18 protein-coding genes are annotated in these 20,108 nt (G+C 70.3%); 16 read left to right on the plus strand and 2 right to left on the minus strand.

Annotation, left to right across the window (positions count from 1 at the left end):
* Positions 1–50: 50 nt before the first annotated feature.
* Positions 51–1,505, minus strand: coding sequence for a PLP-dependent aminotransferase family protein (locus ACOACQ_RS09845; protein ID WP_420288175.1), 1,455 nt, complete (start codon positions 1,503–1,505; stop codon positions 51–53).
* A 61-nt stretch (positions 1,506–1,566) separates the two neighbouring features.
* On the opposite strand from ACOACQ_RS09845, the gene ACOACQ_RS09850 reads away from it, so the two are divergent.
* The 11 genes from ACOACQ_RS09850 to ACOACQ_RS09900 are packed head-to-tail and all read left to right on the plus strand — an operon-like array spanning position 1,567 to position 14,685.
* Entirely contained in the window at positions 1,567–2,283 is a 717-nt protein-coding gene (locus ACOACQ_RS09850) for a YczE/YyaS/YitT family protein (protein WP_420288176.1), read from the plus strand.
* A 40-nt stretch (positions 2,284–2,323) separates the two neighbouring features.
* Positions 2,324–3,565 (plus strand): toxic anion resistance protein, encoded by a 1,242-nt coding sequence (locus ACOACQ_RS09855; protein ID WP_378604625.1) that lies wholly within the window; start codon positions 2,324–2,326, stop codon positions 3,563–3,565.
* Positions 3,566–3,603: 38 nt separating this feature from the next.
* Entirely contained in the window at positions 3,604–4,119 is a 516-nt protein-coding gene (locus ACOACQ_RS09860) for a hypothetical protein (protein ID WP_378604941.1), read from the plus strand.
* Positions 4,116–5,780, plus strand: a complete 1,665-nt coding sequence (locus ACOACQ_RS09865; protein WP_420288177.1) for an AAA family ATPase — start codon at positions 4,116–4,118, stop codon at positions 5,778–5,780. The genes ACOACQ_RS09860 and ACOACQ_RS09865 overlap by 4 nt, the downstream gene beginning before the upstream one ends.
* Positions 5,777–7,060, plus strand: coding sequence for a hypothetical protein (locus tag ACOACQ_RS09870; protein ID WP_420288178.1), 1,284 nt, complete (start codon positions 5,777–5,779; stop codon positions 7,058–7,060). Before ACOACQ_RS09865 ends, ACOACQ_RS09870 begins: the two co-directional genes overlap by 4 nt.
* Positions 7,057–7,983 carry a transporter substrate-binding domain-containing protein gene (locus tag ACOACQ_RS09875; RefSeq protein ID WP_420288179.1) on the plus strand — a complete coding sequence of 309 codons (927 nt, stop codon included), beginning with the start codon at positions 7,057–7,059 and terminating at the stop codon, positions 7,981–7,983. The genes ACOACQ_RS09870 and ACOACQ_RS09875 overlap by 4 nt, the downstream gene beginning before the upstream one ends.
* Before the next feature lie 20 nt (positions 7,984–8,003).
* Complete coding sequence (locus ACOACQ_RS09880; protein WP_420288180.1) at positions 8,004–9,116, plus strand: hypothetical protein; 1,113 nt, start codon at positions 8,004–8,006, stop codon at positions 9,114–9,116.
* The gene (locus ACOACQ_RS09885) at positions 9,113–11,488 is read left to right on the plus strand and encodes a tetratricopeptide repeat protein (RefSeq protein WP_420288181.1); all 2,376 of its coding nucleotides are present in this window, start codon (positions 9,113–9,115) and stop codon (positions 11,486–11,488) included. The genes ACOACQ_RS09880 and ACOACQ_RS09885 overlap by 4 nt, the downstream gene beginning before the upstream one ends.
* A complete protein-coding gene (locus ACOACQ_RS09890; protein ID WP_420288182.1) occupies positions 11,485–12,642 on the plus strand; it encodes a protein phosphatase 2C domain-containing protein in 1,158 nt (385 codons plus the stop codon). Before ACOACQ_RS09885 ends, ACOACQ_RS09890 begins: the two co-directional genes overlap by 4 nt.
* The gene (locus tag ACOACQ_RS09895) at positions 12,635–13,921 is read left to right on the plus strand and encodes a VWA domain-containing protein (RefSeq protein WP_420288183.1); all 1,287 of its coding nucleotides are present in this window, start codon (positions 12,635–12,637) and stop codon (positions 13,919–13,921) included. The genes ACOACQ_RS09890 and ACOACQ_RS09895 overlap by 8 nt, the downstream gene beginning before the upstream one ends.
* Entirely contained in the window at positions 13,918–14,685 is a 768-nt protein-coding gene (locus ACOACQ_RS09900) for an FHA domain-containing protein (RefSeq protein WP_420288184.1), read from the plus strand. The genes ACOACQ_RS09895 and ACOACQ_RS09900 overlap by 4 nt, the downstream gene beginning before the upstream one ends.
* A 43-nt stretch (positions 14,686–14,728) precedes the next feature.
* Here ACOACQ_RS09900 and ACOACQ_RS09905 read toward each other — a convergent pair whose 3' ends face one another.
* Positions 14,729–15,298 (minus strand): O-methyltransferase, encoded by a 570-nt coding sequence (locus tag ACOACQ_RS09905; protein ID WP_378604603.1) that lies wholly within the window; start codon positions 15,296–15,298, stop codon positions 14,729–14,731.
* A gap of 400 nt (positions 15,299–15,698) precedes the next feature.
* Here ACOACQ_RS09905 and ACOACQ_RS09910 point away from each other — a divergent pair, with 400 nt between their 5' ends.
* From ACOACQ_RS09910 to ACOACQ_RS09930, 5 genes are all read left to right on the plus strand, one after another.
* Positions 15,699–15,869 (plus strand): hypothetical protein, encoded by a 171-nt coding sequence (locus tag ACOACQ_RS09910; protein ID WP_378604600.1) that lies wholly within the window; start codon positions 15,699–15,701, stop codon positions 15,867–15,869.
* Positions 15,870–15,880: 11 nt separating this feature from the next.
* Complete coding sequence (locus ACOACQ_RS09915) at positions 15,881–16,987, plus strand: 3-isopropylmalate dehydrogenase (protein WP_378604597.1); 1,107 nt, start codon at positions 15,881–15,883, stop codon at positions 16,985–16,987.
* 104 nt (positions 16,988–17,091) lie between these two features.
* Positions 17,092–18,177 (plus strand): branched-chain amino acid aminotransferase, encoded by a 1,086-nt coding sequence (locus tag ACOACQ_RS09920; protein ID WP_378604594.1) that lies wholly within the window; start codon positions 17,092–17,094, stop codon positions 18,175–18,177.
* A gap of 112 nt (positions 18,178–18,289) precedes the next feature.
* On the plus strand, positions 18,290–19,255 hold the full coding sequence (locus ACOACQ_RS09925) for an ATP-binding cassette domain-containing protein (protein WP_378604591.1): 966 nt from the start codon (positions 18,290–18,292) through the stop codon (positions 19,253–19,255).
* The gene (locus ACOACQ_RS09930; RefSeq protein WP_378604588.1) at positions 19,255–20,103 is read left to right on the plus strand and encodes an ABC transporter permease; all 849 of its coding nucleotides are present in this window, start codon (positions 19,255–19,257) and stop codon (positions 20,101–20,103) included. Before ACOACQ_RS09925 ends, ACOACQ_RS09930 begins: the two co-directional genes overlap by 1 nt.
* Positions 20,104–20,108 lie beyond the last annotated feature (5 nt).

Below are 20,108 nucleotides of genomic sequence, written 5' to 3' on the forward strand. Positions count from 1 at the left end.
ACTCGGCGGTGACAAACCCCAACTCGGCGGTGACAAACCCCAACTCGCGGTCAGGCGACCAGGACGCTGGCCTTGCCCGTGCGCTTCGTGGAGCGAGGGGCGGCGGTGCGCTCGACGACCGCCCAGGCCGCCGCGATCCGGGTGACGGCTTCGACCAGTTGGGACGCGTCGACGGCATAGGGGATCCGCAGGTACCGGTCCAGGCCGCCTTCGGGGGCGAACGACGGGCCGGGCGCCAGGAGTACGCCGTGCCGCTCGGCTTCGACGGAAAGGGCTGTCGCGCCCGCTGACGGGAGCTCGAGCCACAGCGCCATCCCGCCGGCCGGCATCCGGAAGGTCCACTCCGGCAGGGTCGACGCCAGGGCAGCGGCGAGGGCGTCGCGCTGTGTCCGGAGGCGGTCTCGCTGCAGGGCCACCATCGCGTCGTGGTCACCGTTGAGCAGCCGGGTCAGCACGAGCTGTTCCAGCACCGGTGCACCGAGGTCGAGGCCGACCCGGGCGCGGGTGAGCCGGTCGATGAGTGCATGTGGTGCGCGGATCCAGCCCAGGCGCAGGCCACCCCACACGCTCTTGCTCGCGCTGCCCACGGTGACGGCGTCCTTGCTGAAGCACGCGAACGGACGAAGGGCCGGCGCGTCATCCAGGCGGAGCAGGTGGTGCGCCTCGTCGACCACCGCCGTCGCGCCGCTCCGGGCCAGCGCCTTCGCGTACGTCGCCCGCTCCTTCTCGCTCATCACCAGCCCGGTCGGGTTGTGGAAGTCGGGCATCACGTGCACGAGGCGCGGACCAGCCTTGCCCAGCACGTGGGCCACGGCGTCGAGGTCCCAGCCGGACGGATCGAGCGGGATCGACGCGAGTCGGCCACCGCCGGTCCGCAACGCCTGCACGGCGTTCGGATAGGTGGGTGACTCGACCAGCACCCGGTCCCGGGGGCCGACCAGCGCGCTGCCGATCACCGCGGTCGCGGCCAGCGCGCCCGGTGTGACGATGATCTGTTCCGGTGCGGTCGGCAGTCCGCGGGCGTCGTACGACGCCGCGATGGCGGCCTGCAGGGCGGGCATGCCGGCGGGGTAGTAGCCGTGGCCACCGAGGTGCGCGGGCAGCTCGGCCGCGGCATCGGCGTAGGCGGCAGCGATCCCCGGCGGCGCCGTGGCGGCTGCGCACACGAGGTCGATCACGCCCGCGCTGACGTCGGTCGGCCACAGGGCGCGGTCGAGGGCACGGGTCGGACCGCCCGGCAGGCGGGTGAAGGTCCCGCTGCCCTGCTGGGCCTGTGCGTAGGAGGTGTCCCGCAGGACGGCGTAGGCGCGGGTGACGGTCGTGCGGGAGACGCCGAGCGCCTCGGTCAGGTCGCGCTCGCTGGGCAGGCGCGTGCCGTAGGCGATCCGGCCGTCACCGATCAGCTCGCGCAGGGCATCGGCCAGGCCGACGTACGCGGGGGAGCGGTCGAAGGCGCCGACCAGCAGTGCGAGCCGGGACGCGGAGAGGGAAGTGGACTGCTCCATGCAGGCCACTGTATCCGGATTGGCTATTTGGCAACAGTCCAATCGGGTGGACAGTGATTCCATGTCCACGGCCGTCCACTCCGTCCCCGCGCCCGCCCTCCTCGACCTCGGCCCGATCGCGCAGCTCCGCGCCGGTCGTCTTGTACGACGCCTCGCGCAGCTGTTCCTCGGACTGGCGCTCTACGGGGTGAGCCTGGCCATGATGGTGCTGGGTGACATCGGCCTGGCGCCGTGGGACGTGCTCCACTCGGGCTTCATCCGCCACGTGCCGATCACCCTCGGCCAGGCGGTCGTGCTGTTCAGCTTCGTCGTGCTGGTGTTCTGGATCCCGCTCCGGGAGAAGCCCGGTGTCGGCACCATCGCGAACGCGCTCGTCGTCGGCATGTCCGCCGACGCGACGCTCGCCGTCCTGGATGCGCCCGACAACCCGGCGGCCCGGATCGGCCTGATGGTCGGCGGCGTCCTGCTGTGCGGCCTGGCCACGGCGCTCTACATCGGCGCCCAGCTGGGTCGCGGTCCGCGCGACGGGCTGATGACCGGCCTGCACCGCCGTACCGGCCTCTCCATCCGGCTGGTCCGCACCGTGCTCGAGGTCGGCGTGGTCGTGATCGGCCTGCTGCTCGGGGGCACCCTGGGCCTCGGGACCGTGGTCTTCGCGCTGACGATCGGCCCGATCGCCCAGTGGCTGATGCCGCTGTTCCTCATCGACCTGCGAGCCGACCTGCGAGCCGGCCTCCCCGGGGATGCCCCCGAGACTGCCCCTGAAATCGTCGGCTGACCCTGCATGAAGCGGGGGGTGGCTGGATAGGCTCCCCCTCATGACCACCGACGGTTCCCAGGCCTCCTCGTCAGCAAGTGCCCCCGAGCCCAGTCCGCTCGCTCCTCCGGAGCCCGTCCTGACGCTGACCGCGCCCGAGGCGGCCGCGCCCGTCGTCGAGACGGCCGCGCCGAAGATGGCCCCGCAGGTCGCGGCCGAGATGGTGCCCGAGCTCGACGCCAAGGTCGACAACTTCCTGACCGCGCTGACCAGCACCAAGGCCGGCAGTCCCGAGTTCGCCGCGCAGGCCGAGAACGTCCGCACCATGGGCGATGCGGACATCCGCAAGGCTGCCGAGACGTCCAACCGGATGCTCGACAAGCCGGTGACCGCGCTCAAGGAGGGCGGCATCTCGCAGGGCTCCAAGGTGGGCAAGACGCTGCTCGAGCTGCGCCGCACGGTCGAGGACCTCGACCCCGGCCAGGCGACGGGAGTCAAGAAGTTCTGGGACAAGCTGCCCTTCAACGACAAGATCGAGGACTACTTCCGCAAGTACCAGTCCTCGCAGAGCCAGCTCAACGGCATCCTGCACTCGCTGCGCAGCGGGCAGGACGAGCTGACCCGGGACAACGTCGCGCTCAACCTCGAGAAGACGAACCTGTGGTCGGTCATGGGTCGGCTCAACCAGTACATCTACGTCGCCGAGAAGCTCGACACGAAGTTGTCGGCCCGGATCGCCGAGCTCGAGCTCAGCGACCCGGACACGGCCAAGACGCTGTCGCAGGACGTGCTCTTCTACGTCCGCCAGAAGCACCAGGACCTGCTGACCCAGCTGGCCGTGTCGATCCAGGCCTACCTGGCGATCGACATCATCATCAAGAACAACATCGAGCTCATCAAGGGCGTCGACCGGGCCTCGACCACGACGATGTCGGCGCTGCGGACCGCCGTCATCGTTGCCCAGGCGCTGGGCAACCAGAAGCTCGTGCTCGACCAGATCACCGCGCTCAACACGACGACGTCGAACATGATCCAGCGCACCTCGGAGATGCTCAAGGAGAACTCCGCGGCGATCCAGGAGCAGGCGGCGTCCTCGACGATCGGCATGGAGCAGCTGCAGGCGGCGTTCGCCAACATCTACGCCACCATGGACTCGATCGACGAGTTCAAGCTCAAGGCCCTCGACAACATGTCGACCACGATCGGTGTCCTCGAGACCGAGGTGCAGAAGTCCAAGGCCTACATCGAGCGGGTGCAGCAGCACGACTCCCGCAACGCCGCCGGCACGCTCAACATCTCCTGATTCGGGCGACGAGCAGGCAGGACGAGCGTCGCGTGGGGATGAAGTCGTGGTGGCAACGGGCCCGGGGTTCCGGGAAGTTGGTGGAGTCGGGGTACGTCGTCCCGCCGGCCCCGACCGAGCAGGACATCCTTGCTGCCCTGAACCAGGTCAACGCCATGCTCCGCGAGGGCAACGCGCCGCCGGTGGTGATCTCGCGGGTGGTCCGGATCGCGCAGACGATCCACCAGACGCTGCCGCGGCTGCGGCAGCTCGGGCTCGGCAGCATGGAGAGCTACTCGGTCGTCGCGACGGCGACCGACTACCTCCCCGAGGCGGTCGGCGGCTACCTCCGGTTGCCGCGTGACTGGGCCGACACCCGGCCGATCGACGGCCACAAGACCGCGCTGCTGATCCTGATCGAGCAGCTCGAGCTGCTCGGATCCACGATGGACAAGATCTTCGATGCGGCGAACCGCGCGGACGCCCAGGCGCTGGTCGCCCACGGGCAGTTCCTCGCCGCGAAGTTCGGCCATGCATCCGACGGTGGCCCCGACCTCACCCTGGGAGCACCGTGAAGAACGCCGGTACGACGACCCTGGCCGCCGCACTCGAGGCACTCGTTGCTGCGGCTCGCGCCGCGGGTGTCGACGAGACAGCTGCGCGCGCCGAGGGCGAGGCCGTTGCTGCGACGGTCTCCGAGCGCTCGCGTGGCGCGTTCGTGGTGTGGTCCGAGCAGACCGGACGCGCCGTGTCCGCCGAGGAGCACGCGCAGGCGGCCAAGCGCGGCAACCGGTTCCGCGCCGGCCCGACGCCGCTGATGGCGCAGCTGCTGCTGGCGAAGTCGACGCACTCGGCGGACTACGCCGGTGCGCTGGCCGACGTCGCGCTGGCCGGCAGCGCACTGGGGGAGCCCGGGCCGGACGCGATCGGTGCCGCCACGACCGTGACGACCGCGCAGCTCGGCGGTGGGTTCACCGCCCGCAATCTCGAAGGTCCCGCGTCGGGCAGGGGAGCGTTCGACCTCCCCGAGCGCCAGCCGGTTCCCGGCTTCGGTGACGACATGCTCGAGCAGGTCCGTCGCGTCGGTGAGCAGGTACGACGCCAGCTGGGTGCGCTCGACGGCGCCGTCCCGGGCGACCCGTCGCTGGTTGAGGTGCGAGGTGCGCCAGCACCGAGCCTCGAAACCACCGAAGGCACACAGACCCAGGCCGCCGAGCCGGAGACCCCGGTGGTCGAGGAGCCCGAGCCGGAGGAGCCGACCAAGTCGGTCGAGGAGCTCCTTGCCGAGCTGGACGGCCTCACCGGCCTGAAGAACGTGAAGGGCGAGATCCACCGACAGGCCGCCGTACTCCGGGTGGAGGGGCTGCGGAAGAAGGCGGGTCTCGACACCCCGACCATCACCCGGCACCTCGTCTTCAACGGCAACCCCGGCACGGGCAAGACCACGGTCGCTCGCCTGGTGGCCGGCATCTACCGGGCGCTCGGGCTGCTCTCGAAGGGCCAGCTCGTCGAGTGCGACCGGTCGGAACTGGTCGCCGGCTACCTCGGACAGACCGCCCAGAAGACGGCCGAGCTGGTGAAGTCCGCCGAGGGTGGCGTGCTGTTCATCGACGAGGCGTACTCGCTCTCCGGGGACCAGTACGGCAAGGAAGCCATCGACACCCTGGTGAAGGAGATGGAGGACAAGCGCGACGACCTCGTCGTCATCGTCGCCGGGTACCCCCTCCCGATGGCCATCTTCATCTCGGAGAACCCGGGCCTCGAGAGCCGGTTCCGCACCACCATCGACTTCGCCGACTACACCGACGACGAGCTCGCCGAGATCTTCGCCGGGATGGCCAAGGGTGCCGACTACGACGTCGCCGAGCCCGTGCTCGCGCGGCTGCGCGAGATCCTGGCCGAGGCGCACCGCGGCCCGTCGTTCGGCAACGCGCGCTTCGTCCGCAACCTGCTGGAGGCGGCCATCGGCCACCACGCCTGGCGACTGCGGGAGGTCGCCGAGCCGACCCTCGAGCAGCTGCGCACGCTGGAGCCGGACGACCTGGTGGTCGACCCGAACGATCCTGCGGTGGTCGAGCCTGGCGAGACCCGGACCGAGGAGGGCGTCGTCGTACCGCCCGAGGATGCTGCGCCGGCCGAACCGGTCGACCCGTTCGGTGATGACGCCACGGCCGCCCGCCCGGCCCCCGAACCGACCCCGTTGGTCGAGCCTGTCGAGACCCAGGAGGAATCGTGAGCCAGACCGCCACCCCCCAGGCGGCACCGCCGCCCCCGGCCGCTGTCGCGAAGGCGCCCGCGCCGGCACCTGCCGTGGCGGGCCAGCCCACGCCCGGACTCGTCGACACGCCTGCGCTGCTCAACCGCTGGCAGCTGATCGGCATGACCGTCGCCATTCTCTTCGGGGTGTTCAGCGCACTGATCCAGTTCGGCGCCTGGCAGTCCGACGGCCGTGCCGCCGACGACACCGAGCAGCTGGTCCGGGTCCAGGAGATCAAGTCGTCGCTGCTGCGAGCCGACGCCCTCGCCACCAACGCCTTCCTGGTCGGCGGTCTCGAGGACCCCGACCAGCGCAAGGAGTACGACGCCGCGCTGTCCTCCGTGCTCACGGAGATCGCGAATGCGGCGGAGTCCCAGCCGGCCGACCGCGAGGTGCTCGCGGCCCTGAATGTCGAGGTGGCCGACTACGCCACCGCTGTCGCCCAGGCGCGCAACAACAACCGCCTGGGCTACCCGATCGGTGCGGAGTACCTCAGAGGCGCGAGCAAGGAGTTGCGGTCCGACGCGATCCCGCTCATTGACAACATGGTGACCGCGAACACCGAGCGCACCGAGGACGCGATGGCTGGCCAGCACCCGATCTGGCTGGTGCTGCTCGGACTCGCCGTGCTCGTCGTGCTGGTCTGGCTGAACCGCGAGCTCGCGAAGCACTTCCACAGGCGGATTAACAAGGGCATCGCGGTGGCCGCGGTGATCGTCCTCGTGGTGACCGTGGTGACGGCCTTCGGCGCACTGGTCCGCGACAACTCCAACGACTCGCTGCTCGACGGGGAGCTCGCCACAGCGGTGTCGGAGTCCAATGCCCGTACAGCGGCCAATGACGCGAAAGCCAGCGAGAGCCTGCGCCTTATCGCGCGAGTTCCGGGCGACAGCGCTTCCGAGACCGCGTGGTTGGTGTCCCGCGAGATCGTCGACAAGTCGGCGTCACGCGAGACGGTCGGCGCCTGGAATGACTACGTCGCGCAGCACGACGAGATCGTGGAGCTCGACAACGCCGGCCAGTGGGACGAGGCCGTCAAGCGGGCGACCGAGGCAAAGGGTGGTTCGACCGAGCCGCTCGACAGCTTCGACGCCATCGCCAAGTCGGTTGTGACCGAGACCCGTGACGAGGTCGTCGATGACCTGCGCAGTGGCCGCACGCTTGCGCTGCTGCTCAGCGGACTGACTGTTCTGCTCGGTGTTGCTGCGGCTGTCGCAGTCTCCCGAGGTATCGGCGAACGACGGAGGGAATTCTCATGAGCTCGCTGCGCCGGTTCGCCACGCCACTGGTCGCGGTCCTGTTCCTTGCAGGCTGCGCTTACGACGCCACGCCCCTCCCGAAGCCCGAGGCGGTCGACTCCTCGGCGGCCCCGCCCTCGAAGCCGGTCCAGTGCGACAACCCCCGTGAGTCGTACGCCCCGAGCAATGACCGGGCCGCCGCTCTCCAGCAGCTGAAGAACCGTGGCCGGCTCGTCGTCGGTGTCTCGGCCGACACCTTCCAGCTGGGTTTCACCGACCCGCTGGACGGTGACCTCAAGGGCTTCGACATCGACTTCGCCAAGGCCGTAGCCGACGCGCTCGATGTGACGCTGCAGTTGCGCGTCGTCACGGCGCTTCAGCGGATCCCGTTGCTCGAGAGCGGCGACATCGACATGGTCGCGCGCAACATGACGGTCAACTGCACCCGGTGGACGCAGGTCGCCTTCTCGGCGGTCTACTACAACGCCACCCAGAAGGTGCTGGTCCGTTCCGACGACGTCGCTGCCTACGAGAAGAGCGGCGTCGCTTCCCTCAAGGGCAAGCGGGTGTGCGCGCCGAAGGGTTCGACCAGCATCGACAACATCACCGAGAAGGCCGACGTCGAGGTCGTGGGAGCCGACAATCACACCGGCTGCCTGACGTTGTTCCAGAACGGTCAGGTCGACGCCATCACGGGCGATGACACCGTGCTGGCCGGACTTGCCGCGCAGGACCCTTATGCCGTCGTCCCGAAGCAGACGAAGCTGACCGATGAGCCGTACGGCCTGGCGGTCAACAAGGCCGACGTCGCGCTCGCAAGGTTCATCAACTCGGTCCTGGATGACATGCGGAGCGACGGTCGCTGGCAGTCGGCGTACAACAACTGGCTCGAGCCGTACCTGAAGGTCGACGCCACGCCTCCCACCCCTGACTACGGCCGGTGATCGTAGAGCAGGTGACCGCGATGACCGCCACTGCGCCGACCGCGCCCGGCAAGCTCGGGGACGCGCTGGATCCTGCTGCGATCCAGCGTTACCTGGGCGAGCTCGACGCGTGGTTGCGGGCGCGGCGGTCCGAGCTCGACGAGCTCGACCGGGCCGCGCTCGGTGCGGGACGGGGAGCCGAGCTCACCGGCGACATGTCGCTGGCCCTGGCGCTGTGGAAGGCGACGTCGGACCGGTACCAGCTGGTCTTCGCGACGTGGGACGGCGGGCGCGTGCTCACCCAGGAGCGGGAGCGGATCTCGGCGCTGATCTGGGGACGCCTCGACGGGGCGACCGAGCTTCCCGGTGGGCTGGCCGTGTCGTTGCCCGAGGCCGGGCGGCTGTGTGACGCGCTCACCGGACAGTTGCGCAGCCGGCTGGCGCTCGTGCCCGGCGCCGACGAGTCGGCCGCGCGGGTGCGCGAGCTGCGCGCCCAGCTGGAACGGATCCGCGACCAGGTCGCCCTCGAGCCGGCGACCCGCCGCGACGATGCGGTCAACACCCTTGCCGGCCTGATGAGCCGGCTCCAGGAGATCGCTGCGCGTGCCGAGCGCGGCGCCGACGTCGGCGGCCTGCTCGGTCCGATCGAGGCCGAGGCCACCACCTTCGAGCGCGACCTCATCGTGGGCAACGCACGCCGACGAGACGCCCGCAGCCAGGTGCTGTCGGCCCGTGAGCTGCGCGCCGACCTCGAGGCCCGCGAAGCCGCGCTCGAGAAGCTCGCGGCCACCTGCGTCGCGACCGTCGACCCGGCGCCGCGGTACGCCGTCCCCGACGTCGAGCTGCTCGGCCCGGTCCCGGTGACACCCGAGGAGATCGGCACCTACCTTCAGCGCCTCGACCGGGTGTCCCAGGCGTTCGAGGTCGTCCAGCACGCCTACTCCGACGCTCTCGAGGAGCACACCCAGCTCGTCGCCCTGCTCGACGCCTACGTCGCCAAGGCCCGTGCTGCGGGCGTGGCCGACCACCCCGACCTCGTCGAGAGCGAGCGCTCGGCCCGGGCGCTCCTCGAGCGACGCCCGTCGCCGATGGCCGTCGCCCGGCAACTCGTCACGACCTACCAGACCTGGCTAGCGAAAGAGAGCACCCGATGAGCGCAGGAGCCTGCACCCAACCCGGTTGCACGGGCAGCATCGTCGACGGCTACTGCGACGTGTGCGGCATGGCCGGGTCCGGTGGTACGGCGTCGCCCACCCCCGCCGCAGCCCCGGCCGCCACAGCAGCTGTGAGCAGTGCCGCCAACACCTGCCAGCAGCCCGGCTGCACCGGCCGGATCCTCGACGGCTACTGCGATGTCTGCGGCTCGCCGGCCGTACCGGGCGCGAAGGTCGCCGAGGTCGCTGCGCTCCACGAGTCCCAGCCCTTGTCCGGCCGCGAGGGTACGGCGGCGACCGCCGCCAGTCGTGTCCAGTCGGCCGCGATCGGCTCGAAGCGTGCCGGCACAGGCAGCCTCGCCACCCGGCGCACCCGAACCGGGTCGCAGCGGATGCGGTCGGCCCGGCTCGGCGCCGGCCTCACCGTCGTACCGCCTGCGCCGCCGGTGGACGCTGCCAAGGCGATCATGGCCAACCCGCAGGTCCCCGAGGACAAGCGGAGCTGTTCCAAGTGCGGCAAGGCCGTCGGTCGCAGCATCGACGGCACGCCCGGCCGGAGCGAGGGCTTCTGCCCCAACTGCGGCCAGCCGTTCTCCTTCACCCCCAAGCTGGTGTCGGGTGACCTCGTCGCCGGCCAGTACGAGGTCGCGGGCGCGCTCGCCCACGGTGGTCTCGGCTGGATCTACCTCGCCCGTGACCGCAACGTCTCCAACCGGTGGGTGGTGCTCAAGGGCCTGCTGAACTCCGGTGACCCCGACGCGCTCGCGGCAGCGATCGCCGAGCAGCAGTTCCTCGCGCAGGTCGAGCACCCGTTGATCGTCGAGATCTACAACTTCGTGACCCACGAAGGCGCCGGCTACATCGTCATGGAGTACGTCGGCGGCAAGTCGCTCAAGCAGATCCTGAAGCAGCGGATGTCGGCCAACAACGGCGACTACGACCCGCTGCCGGTCGACCAGGCGCTGGCCTACATCCTCGAGCTGCTGCCGGCCTTCCAGTACCTCCACGACCTCGGTCTCGTGTACTGCGACTTCAAGCCCGACAACATGATCCAGGTCGGCGACGCGATGAAGCTGATCGACCTCGGTGGCGTGCGCCGGATCGACGACCAGGAGTCGGCGATCTACGGCACGGTCGGCTACCAGGCGCCCGAGGTGGCCGAGGTCGGGCCGACCGTGGCCTCCGACATCTACACGATCGGCCGCACGCTCGTCGTGCTGACGATGGAGTTCCGCGGCTACCAGGGCACCTACCTGCACAGCCTGCCGCCGGTGGACGCGACGCCGCTCTTCCAGCAGTACGACTCGCTCTACCACCTGCTGGCCAAGTGCTGTGCGCCCGATCCGGCGGACCGGTTCGCCTCCGTGGACGAGCTGCGCACGCAGGTGCTCGGTGTCCTGCGCGAGGTCGTCGCCCGCCGCCGCCAGGGCACGGCGAGCACGTCGGCCTCCTCGGTGCTCTTCGAGTCGCCCGCGACGGCGCGGCCGATCACCGAGTGGAGCCAGCTGCCGAAGCTGCGCGAGGACACCACCGACCCGCAGTACAGCTGGCTCTCGACGATCAGCTCCGACGACCCGAAGCAGCGGCTCGCCGACCTGCTGCAGGCCCCCGAGGACAGCGCCGAGGTGTGGCTGGCGCGGGCCCGTGCGTCGCTGGACCTGGCGGACCCCGTGGCCGCGAAGTCGCACGCGCAGGCGCTGCTCGCCGACGATCCGTGGGAGTGGCGCGCGCTGTGGATCGAGGGCCTCGCTGCCGTCCAGGCCGAGGACTGGGAGACCGCGAAGGCGTCGTTCAACGCCGTCTACCAGCAGGTGCCCGGAGAGCTCGCGCCCAAGCTCGCGCTCGCCTTCGCGTGTGAGCGCGGCGGGCTGCCCGAGGTCTCCGAGGGCCTCTACCAGGTGTGCGCGTCCACGGACGCCGCCTACGTCCCGCCCTCGGCGTTCGGCATGGCGCGGGTGCGGGCGGGCCGCAAGGACACCGCAGGTGCGGTCGCCGCGCTCGACCTCGTCCCGACCACCAGCCGCGGTTACACCGAGAGCCGTCAGCAGCGCGCAGAGGTGTTGCTGTCGGGCGGGGGCCAGGACATTGCGGTTCTGGACCAGGCGATGCGCACCATCGAGACCTCCAGCGTCGACGGCCAGACCCGCCAGCGCTTCACCGTGCGGATCCTCAGCGAGGCCCTGCCCGTCGTGTCCGGCGCCGCCAAGGTGCCGGCCGGCGCGAAGATCGGCTCGGTCGCGGCCACCGAGGGTGGAGTGCGCGACGGACTCGAGAACGCCCTGCGTTCGCTCGCCCGTGACAGCATCGACCTCAAGGAGCGGGTGGCCCTGGTCAACCAGGCCAACGCCGTCCGGAACTGGAGCCTCACGTGACCTGTCCCTCCTGCGGCGCCTCGGTCGCCGTCGGTGCCCGCTTCTGCGAGAGCTGCGGCGCGCAGATCGGCCAGCCGGACGTCGTACCGGCTGCGCCCGCGGCCGTCGACGACCATCCGCTGGGGGACGCTCCGATCAGCGCGCCGACGCGCAAGCCCGCGTCGGCGCTGCCGGACCCGCCGCCCGTGGGCCGCCGACCCTGCACGGAGTGTGGGGGAGAGGTCGGCCCCGACCTGTACTGCCTGGAGTGCGGCACCAAGGCGCCCAGCGAACGCGACCACTTCCGTGAGCAGCCGGCGTCCTGGGTCGCCGGGGTGTGCGACAAGGGTGTCGGCAAGGCGCGCAACGAGGACTCCATGGCCCTGCTCGCCGGCGCCGAACCGGGCTCCCGCGCGGTGCTCGTGGTGATGGACGGTGTCTCGAACTCCGTCGACTCCGACGTCGCCTCCCTCGCCGGCGCCCGCGCGGCGCGCGAGGTGCTGCGGATGCCCCTCCCCGCCGGCATGGGTACGACGGGAGGTCGTCAGGCAGCCGGCGCGAAGGTGCTGGCTGATGCCGCGGCAGCCGCGAACACCGCGATCATCGCCGTCACCGACCCCGACTCGACGAACCCCGCATCGGCGACGTTCAGCGCCGCCGTCCTCGAGGGACGCCAGGTCAGCTGGGCCAACATCGGCGACTCCCGCACGTACTGGCTGCCCGACGCCGGAACGCCGGTCCAGCTGAGCGTCGACGACTCGGTGGCCCAGGAGCAGATCGCCGGCGGCATCGCCCGCGAGGTGGCCGAGACGGGTCCGCAGGCGCACGCGATCACCAAGTGGCTGGGCCGGGACTCGGAGAACTTCGTCCCCACGAGCGGCACCCTCGAGCTCACCGAGTCCGGCTGGTTGCTCGCCTGCTCCGACGGGTTGTGGAACTACTGCTCCACGCCCGAGGCGATGGCCGAGCAGGTGCGCGCCGCAGCCACCAGCGATCCGGCCGCCCTCGCACTGGCCCTGGTCGCCTTCGCCAACAGCTGCGGCGGCCACGACAACATCACTGCAGCGCTTGCCCGAGTCGATGTCACCGTCGATCCATCAGCGCTCGGGCACAATGACCAGACCCCAACGCCCGCCGAGCCGGGCACCCCAGGAGGAGAGCCGACCGATGGCTGAGTTCACCGCTGCCGTCTACCAGAACGAGTTCCTCGCTGACGGCGGGACCGACGTCAACGCGATCGTGACGATCACGTGCAAGGGCGCCGGCACGGCCGGGCAGTCAGGGTCGGGTGCTGCCGGCGAGATCATCATCGTCGACACCTCCGGCTCGATGGGGCCGGCCACGATGGCCGCCGCCAAGGACGCCGCCCAGGCCGCACTTGCCGAGATCGTCGACGGCACCTGGTTCGCCGTCATCGCCGGTGCCGACCGCGCGATGCTGGCCTACCCGCAGGTCGCCAGCGGTCCCGGCATGATCCGGATGGACGAGCGGGCGCGAGCCGACGCCTCGGCCGCCATCGCCCGCTTCGTCGGCAGCGGTGGTACGGCGATCAGCACCTGGCTCGACCTCGCCGGGCAGCTCTTCAACTCGGTCCCCGAGGTCACCCAGCGCCACGTCCTGCTGCTCACCGACGGTGAGAACCGCGAGCGGCCGGGCCGCCTCGACGAGGCCATCAACCGCGCGACCGGCTACTTCCAGGCCGACTGCCGCGGCGCGGGCACCGACTGGCAGGTCGCGGAGATCCGGCGGATCTCGCAGGCCCTGCTCGGCACCGTCGACATCATTCCGCGGCCCGACCAGATGAAGGCCCAGTTCCAGGAGATCATGCGCGCCGCGATGTCGCGCGGTGTCGCGGACGCCTCGCTCCGGGTCTGGACGCCGCAGGGCTCGCAGGTGCTGTTCGTCCGCCAGGTCTCGCCGACCGTCGAGGACCTCACCAACCGCCGTACGCCGGTCAACCCGCTCACGGGCGACTACCCGACGGGCGCGTGGGCCGACGAGTCCCGCGACTACCACGTCGCGGTCCGGGTGCCGGCCAAGGCGATCGGCCAGGAGCAGCTGGCCGCGCGCGTTCAGCTCGCGCTCGGCGACGACGTCGTCACGCAGGCGCTGGTGAAGGCCACCTGGTCCAACAACTCCGAGCTCACCACCCGGATCGACCAGCAGGTCGCCCACTACACCGGGCAGGCCGAGCTGGCCGACATGATCCAGGAGGGCCTGGCCGCCAAGGCCGCCGGCGACGAGGCGACCGCGACGACCAAGCTCGGCCGCGCCGTCCAGCTCGCCGCCGAGACCGGCAACGACGAGGCGACCAGCAAGCTGAAGAAGGTCGTCGACGTCGACAACGAGAAGGAAGGCACGGTGCGCCTGAAGCGGTCGGTCGAGAAGGCCGACGAGATGGCGCTCGACACCGCGTCGACGAAGACGACACGGATCCGCAAGGAGACCCCATGAGCACCTGCCCGTCCGGGCACGACTCGGCCTCCGACGACTACTGCGACGTCTGCGGCCTGCCGATTCCTGCGGGCGGCAGCGCCAGTGCGCCGTCCGCGCCTGCCGACGTACCGGCAGACGACGCGCCCGCCGACGCCGCCGCGACGGCCTGCCCGAACTGCCAGGCCATCAATCCGCCGAACGCACTGTTCTGCGAGGCCTGCGGCTACGACTTCACGACCGGATCGATGCCGCGACCGTTCACGCCGCCCTCGATCCTCGACCTCGGCTCCCCGGATGCCGGTACGGCGGAGGCGAAGCCTGCTGCGGCCGCTGACCCCGCTCCCGTCGCTCCGGTCGCCACCCCGCTCGCACCGCCCCTGAAGGAGTCGTGGGTGGCCGAGATCTGGATCGACCCGGACTGGTACGCCGACCAGGAGTCCACGGACCCGCTGCCGTCCGCGGGGGTGCCGGTCGTCGTACAGCTGAAGACGACGTCGATCCTCGTGGGGCGCACGTCGCGCAGCCGCGGCATCCACCCGGACATCGACCTGGTCGCCGACAACGGCATCAGCCGCCGGCACTGCCAGCTGACCACCGACGGCACCCGCTGGTGGGTCGAGGACCTCGGCTCGTCCAACGGCACCTACCTCGGCACCATCGGGTCGCTGCCCAAGGACCCGATCCCGGCGGGGGAGAAGCGCGAGATCGGCCCCGACGGACGGGTCTTCCTCGGTGCCTGGACCCGCCTCGTCGTACGCAGGGCGACCCCGGGCGAATTCTGACCCGCTGGTCGAGGAGGTTGCCCTGCAACCGTCTCGAGGTCCGTCAGCGACGGGTGGCGATCAACGCTGACGCGTCGGCCGCGACCATCACCTCGACGGTCGTGAACCGGTCGTCGGTGAGCCACTGCTCGCGCAGCGTGTCGACCCGGCCGCCGGTGATCGGCGGCCACATCTCGCACGGGAAGAAGTCGTCCAGCACGACGATGCCGCCGGGCTCGACCAGGTCGGCGATCTTGTCGACCTGGACGGCGGACGGGTCGCCCGAGTCGAGGAAGAGCAGCGAGAACGGGCCCTTGTCCATCAGCGTCGACCAGTCGGCGGCCAGCACGTCGACCAGCGGGTCGTCGGTGAAGATCTCGGTCGCCGCGGCGGCGAGCTTGGGGTTGAGCTCGGCGGTGATGATCCGCGCCTTGTCGTTGCGGACGCCGGAGCGCAGCCACGCCGTACCGACGCCGCATCCTGTGCCGAACTCGGCCATCAGGCCCTCGCGGGTCGCCGCGAGGGTGGCCAGGAGCCGGCCGGTCTCGTTGCGACAGAACGCCACGTAGCCCGCCCGCCGGCACACGTCGAAGGCGCGGCTGACCACATCGGGCAAGTCGGGGGGCGCGCTCATGCATCGAGTCTTACATCCGGTGTCTCAGATGTTGTGACGGCGATCTCGTATGTCGAAACCTGCCCGGATGGCGGAATCGGCCTGACAGGCACCGGGACGTCCGGCTATGGTTCTCCCATCATGCGTGGCGCCCTTCTCGTAATCGGCTGCCGCGGCGAGGCCTGAAGAAGGCCACCTCGCCGCGGTGACTGCGGCGATCCCTTGATCCTCCGCCAACACGGCCTTCGATCCAGATTCGAAGCCTTGGCGCATCTCCGACGCACCGCGGCGGGACACACCGATCGGCAACAAACGCGATCCGTATCCCCGACGCAGTCGACTCCCGTGAGATCCACGAGCTGACGCCCACCCGCCGCGGTGGGGGACGCCAGGGCGACCACCACACGGAAGACGACCCGACATGTTCACGACCACGCACCGCACCTCGACCTCCGGCGACTTCTCCGGGACCGAGTGGGGCCCCGCCCGCCACGATCCGGAGCACCCGCTGCACACGGCCCTGCTCGACACCGACCCGTTCGGGGCGGTTGCCCTGCGAGACGGCGACGACGCTCGTCCCGACGACAACTAATCTCTACGCACATGACCGAATCCTCTGCTGCAGCCGGCTCCGTCACCTCCACGACCGGCCAGGTCAACCTCGCCGTCATCGCCGGTGACGGCATCGGGCCGGAGGTCACCGCCGAGGCGCTCAAGGTGCTCGAGGTGGCCGCGCCTGCCGAGGTGAAGTTCGCCCAGACGGCCTACGACCTGGGTGCCGAGAACTACCTCGCGACCGGCGAGGTGCTCCCGGACACGGTGCTGGAGGAGATCCGTCACCAGGACGCCATCCTGCTCGGCGCCGTCGGCGGCAAGCCGAACGACCCGAACCTGCCGCCCGGCATCCTCGAGCGTGGCCTGCTGCTGCGTCTGCGCTTCGAGCTCGACCACTACGTCAACTTGCGGCCCTCGCAGCTGTTCCCCGGCGCGACGTCGCCGCTGTCCGACGCCGTGCTCGGCAAGGGCGACATCGACTTCGTCGTGGTCCGTGAGGGCACCGAGGGCCCGTACACCGGCAACGGCGGCGCGCTGCGCGTCGGCACGCCGGCCGAGGTGGCCACCGAGGTCTCGGTCAACACCGCGTTCGGTGTGGAGCGGGTCATCCGTGACGCCTTCGCCCGGGCCCGGAAGCGCCCGCGCAAGAAGCTGACGCTGGTCCACAAGACCAACGTGCTGGTCAACGCCGGCTCCGTCTGGTGGCGCCTGTTCGAAGAGGTCGCCAAGGAGTTCCCCGACGTCACGACCGACTACAGCCACATCGACGCCGTGATGATCTACCTGACCACGGACCCGCAGCGCTTCGACGTGATCGTCACCGACAACCTGTTCGGCGACATCATCACCGACCTCGCCGCCGCCATCACCGGTGGCATCGGCCTGGCCGCCTCCGGCAACGTCAACCCCGACCGCACCGCGCCGTCGATGTTCGAGCCGGTCCACGGCTCGGCACCCGACATCGCCGGCCAGCAGATCGCGGACCCGACGGCCGCGATCCTGTCCGGTGCCCTGCTGCTCGACCACCTCGGACATCCCGAGGCCGCGGCACGCATCGAGACCGCCGTGCTCGCGGACCTCGCTGCGCGCACCCCGGGCCAGTCGCGTCGTACGCCCGAGGTGGGCGACGCGATCGCTGCCCGAGTAGCCGGCTGACCGCCGAGGCCTCAGCGCACTGAGCTTGCCTCGGCGGAATTCGCACTCCGGCGAGGGCAAGAGGGTCCTCGCCGTTTCGCGCCGAGTTAATGAGGACTAACCTGATGACCATGCAGATCACCACCACTCTTTCTGCGGAACAGACCGACGACGCGCGGCTGGCAGAGATCCTGTCCAATCCGGGCTTCGGCGTGCACTTCTCCGACCACATGTTCACCGTCGAATGGACCCCCGAGAAGGGTTGGTACGACGCCCGGATCACGCCCTACGGCCCGATCACCCTGGACCCGGCTGCGGCCGTCCTGCACTACGCGCAGGAGACGTTCGAGGGCATGAAGGCCTACCGGCACGCCGACGACTCGCTGTGGCTGTTCCGGCCCGAGGCGAACGCCGAGCGGATGAAGCGGTCCAGCCAGCGCCTTGCGCTGCCGGTCCTCGAGCCGGCCGACTTCGTGCAGGCCGTGGAGGAACTGGTCAAGGTCGACGCCCGCTGGGTCCCCGGCAACCCCGACGGTGGCGAGAAGAGCCTGTACCTGCGGCCGTTCATGTTCGCCTCCGAGAAGTTCCTCGGCGTGCGACCGGCCCAACACGTCACGTTCATGGTGATCTCCAGCCCCGCCGGCGCGTACTTCAAGGGTGGCATCAAGCCCGTCACGCTCTGGCTCACCGAGGAGTACACCCGCGCCGGGCGCGGTGGCATGGGCGCGGCCAAGACGGGCGGCAACTACGCCAGCTCGCTGGTCGCGCAGCAGGAGGCCTACGCCCAGGGCTGCGACCAGGTCGTGTTCCTCGACGCCCAGGAGGGCAAGTACGTCGAGGAGCTCGGCGGGATGAACATGTACTTCGTCTACGACGACGGCTCCATCGTCACGCCCGAGACCGGCACCATCCTCGAAGGCATCACCCGCGCCTCGATCATCGAGCTCGCCGGGAAGATGGGCCACCAGGTCACCGAGCGCAGGTTCGGCATCGACGAGTGGCGCGAGGGCGTCACCAGCGGCCGGATCACCGAGATCTTCGCCTGCGGCACCGCTGCGGTCGTCACGCCGGTCGGCTCGCTCAAGACCAAGGACGGCGAGGTCCCGGCACCCGCGAGCCAGGACCTCACCATGCGGATCCGCGAAGCACTCGTCGGCGTCCAGCTCGGACGCAACGACGACACCTTCGGGTGGATGCACCCGATCGTGTAGCTCGCTGGCGCGCCCTCCGGGGTGGTGAAACCGCGGTGATGCCGCGGTGAAACCGGCAGCCAGCACGCTCCTTCCATGAGCCGGGTCGATCCCCGGCCGAGAAGGAGCAACCATGACTGCCATCCCCGCAGTGCACGCCACCGGCCTGGTGAAGACCTTCGGCGCGTTCCATGCCGTCGACGGCATCGACCTCGAGGTCCGCCAGGGCGAGATCTACGGCGTGCTGGGCCCGAACGGCGCCGGCAAGACCACGACCCTGAAGATGCTCGCCACGCTGCTGTCGATCGACGGCGGCCACGCGGAGATCTTCGGGATCGACGTACGACGCGAGCCGCACCGGATTCGCCAGCTGGTCGGCGTCACCGGGCAGTACGCCTCGGTCGACGAGAACCTGACCGGGACCGAGAACCTGATGCTGTTCGCCCGCCTGCTCGGCCAGTCGACGACGCAGGCGCGTCGTACGGCTGCCGACCTGCTGGGCAGGTTCGACCTCGACGAGGCGGCCGACCGCCAGATCCAGAGCTTCTCCGGCGGCATGCGTCGCCGGCTCGACCTCGCCGCATCGCTCATCGCGCGCCCGCCCCTGATCTTCCTCGACGAGCCCACGACCGGGCTCGACCCGCGTACCCGCGGGCAGATGTGGGACACGATTCGCGAGCTCGTCACCCAGGGGTCGACGATCCTGCTGACCACGCAGTACCTCGACGAGGCCGACCAGCTCGCCGACCGGATCGCCGTCATCGACCGCGGCCGGAAGGTCGCCGAGGGCACGCCCGACCAGCTCAAGGAGAGCGTCGGCACCTCGACGCTGCACCTGCGTGTCGCGGACCGCGAGCAGACCGCCCAGGCAGCAGCGATCGTCGAGGCAGTCCTCGGCGAGGCGCCCGTCCTGACCCCGGAGGCCGGGGGACTGAACATCGCACTCACCGACGCCAACCGCACGGCCGATGTCCTCATCGCCCTGCGCCAGGGCGACGTCGACATCACGACCGCTGCCGTCCGCCAACCGACCCTCGACGAGGTCTTCCTGACCCTCACCGGTCACCACGCCGAGGACGACCACGAGGAGGTGGCCTGATGACCACGCTGCTGCCCGATCTTCCCGACACCGCGACGGCGACCGCGATCCCCACGGGTGGCGGCCACGACCTGGCCGCACGCCCGTCGCTGCGCGACACCGTCCACCAGACCCTGGCCATGGCCTGGCGTGCGACGAAGAAGATGCGCCGCAACCCGGAGCAGTTCTTCGACGTCACGCTGCAGCCGATCCTGTTCACCGCGATGTTCGCCTACATCTTCGGTGGCGCGATCTCCGGATCCGTGGCCGACTACCTGCCCCTGATCATTCCGGGCATCCTCGCGCAGACCGCCCTGACCGCCTGCATGGCGACCGGGATCCAGATGCGCGAGGACATGGACAAGGGTGTCTTCGACCGCTTCAAGTCGCTGCCGATCGCCCGGATCGCCCCGCTCGCGGGGCCGATGCTGGCCGACGTGCTCCGCTACGGCACGGCCGCGACCATCACCATCCTCGTCGGCCTCGCCATGGGCTACCGCCCCGGCGGCGGCGTCCTCGGGGTCGCTGCCGGCTGGGCGCTCACGATCTTCGCCGGATGGTCCCTGTCGTGGATCTTCTGCTGGCTCGGCACCATCGCCCGGTCAGCCCAGGCGGTCCAGGGCATCGGGATGATGATCATGTTCCCGCTGACGTTCCTGTCCAACGCGTTCGTCCCGATGGACACGCTCCCGGGCTGGCTCGAGGCCTTCGTCAAGATCAACCCGGTCTCCCACGTGGTGACGGCGGTGCGTGACCTGATGAACGACGGCAATGTCACCGGCCAGGTCGGCTGGGCGCTGCTCGGTTGTGCGGCGGTCGTCGCGATCTTCGCGCCCCTGGCGGTACGGACCTACTCCCGCAAGATGTAGCCGGC

The sequence above is a fragment of the Nocardioides sp. CPCC 206347 genome, assembly GCF_048654605.1.
Lineage (GTDB): Bacteria > Actinomycetota > Actinomycetes > Propionibacteriales > Nocardioidaceae > Nocardioides.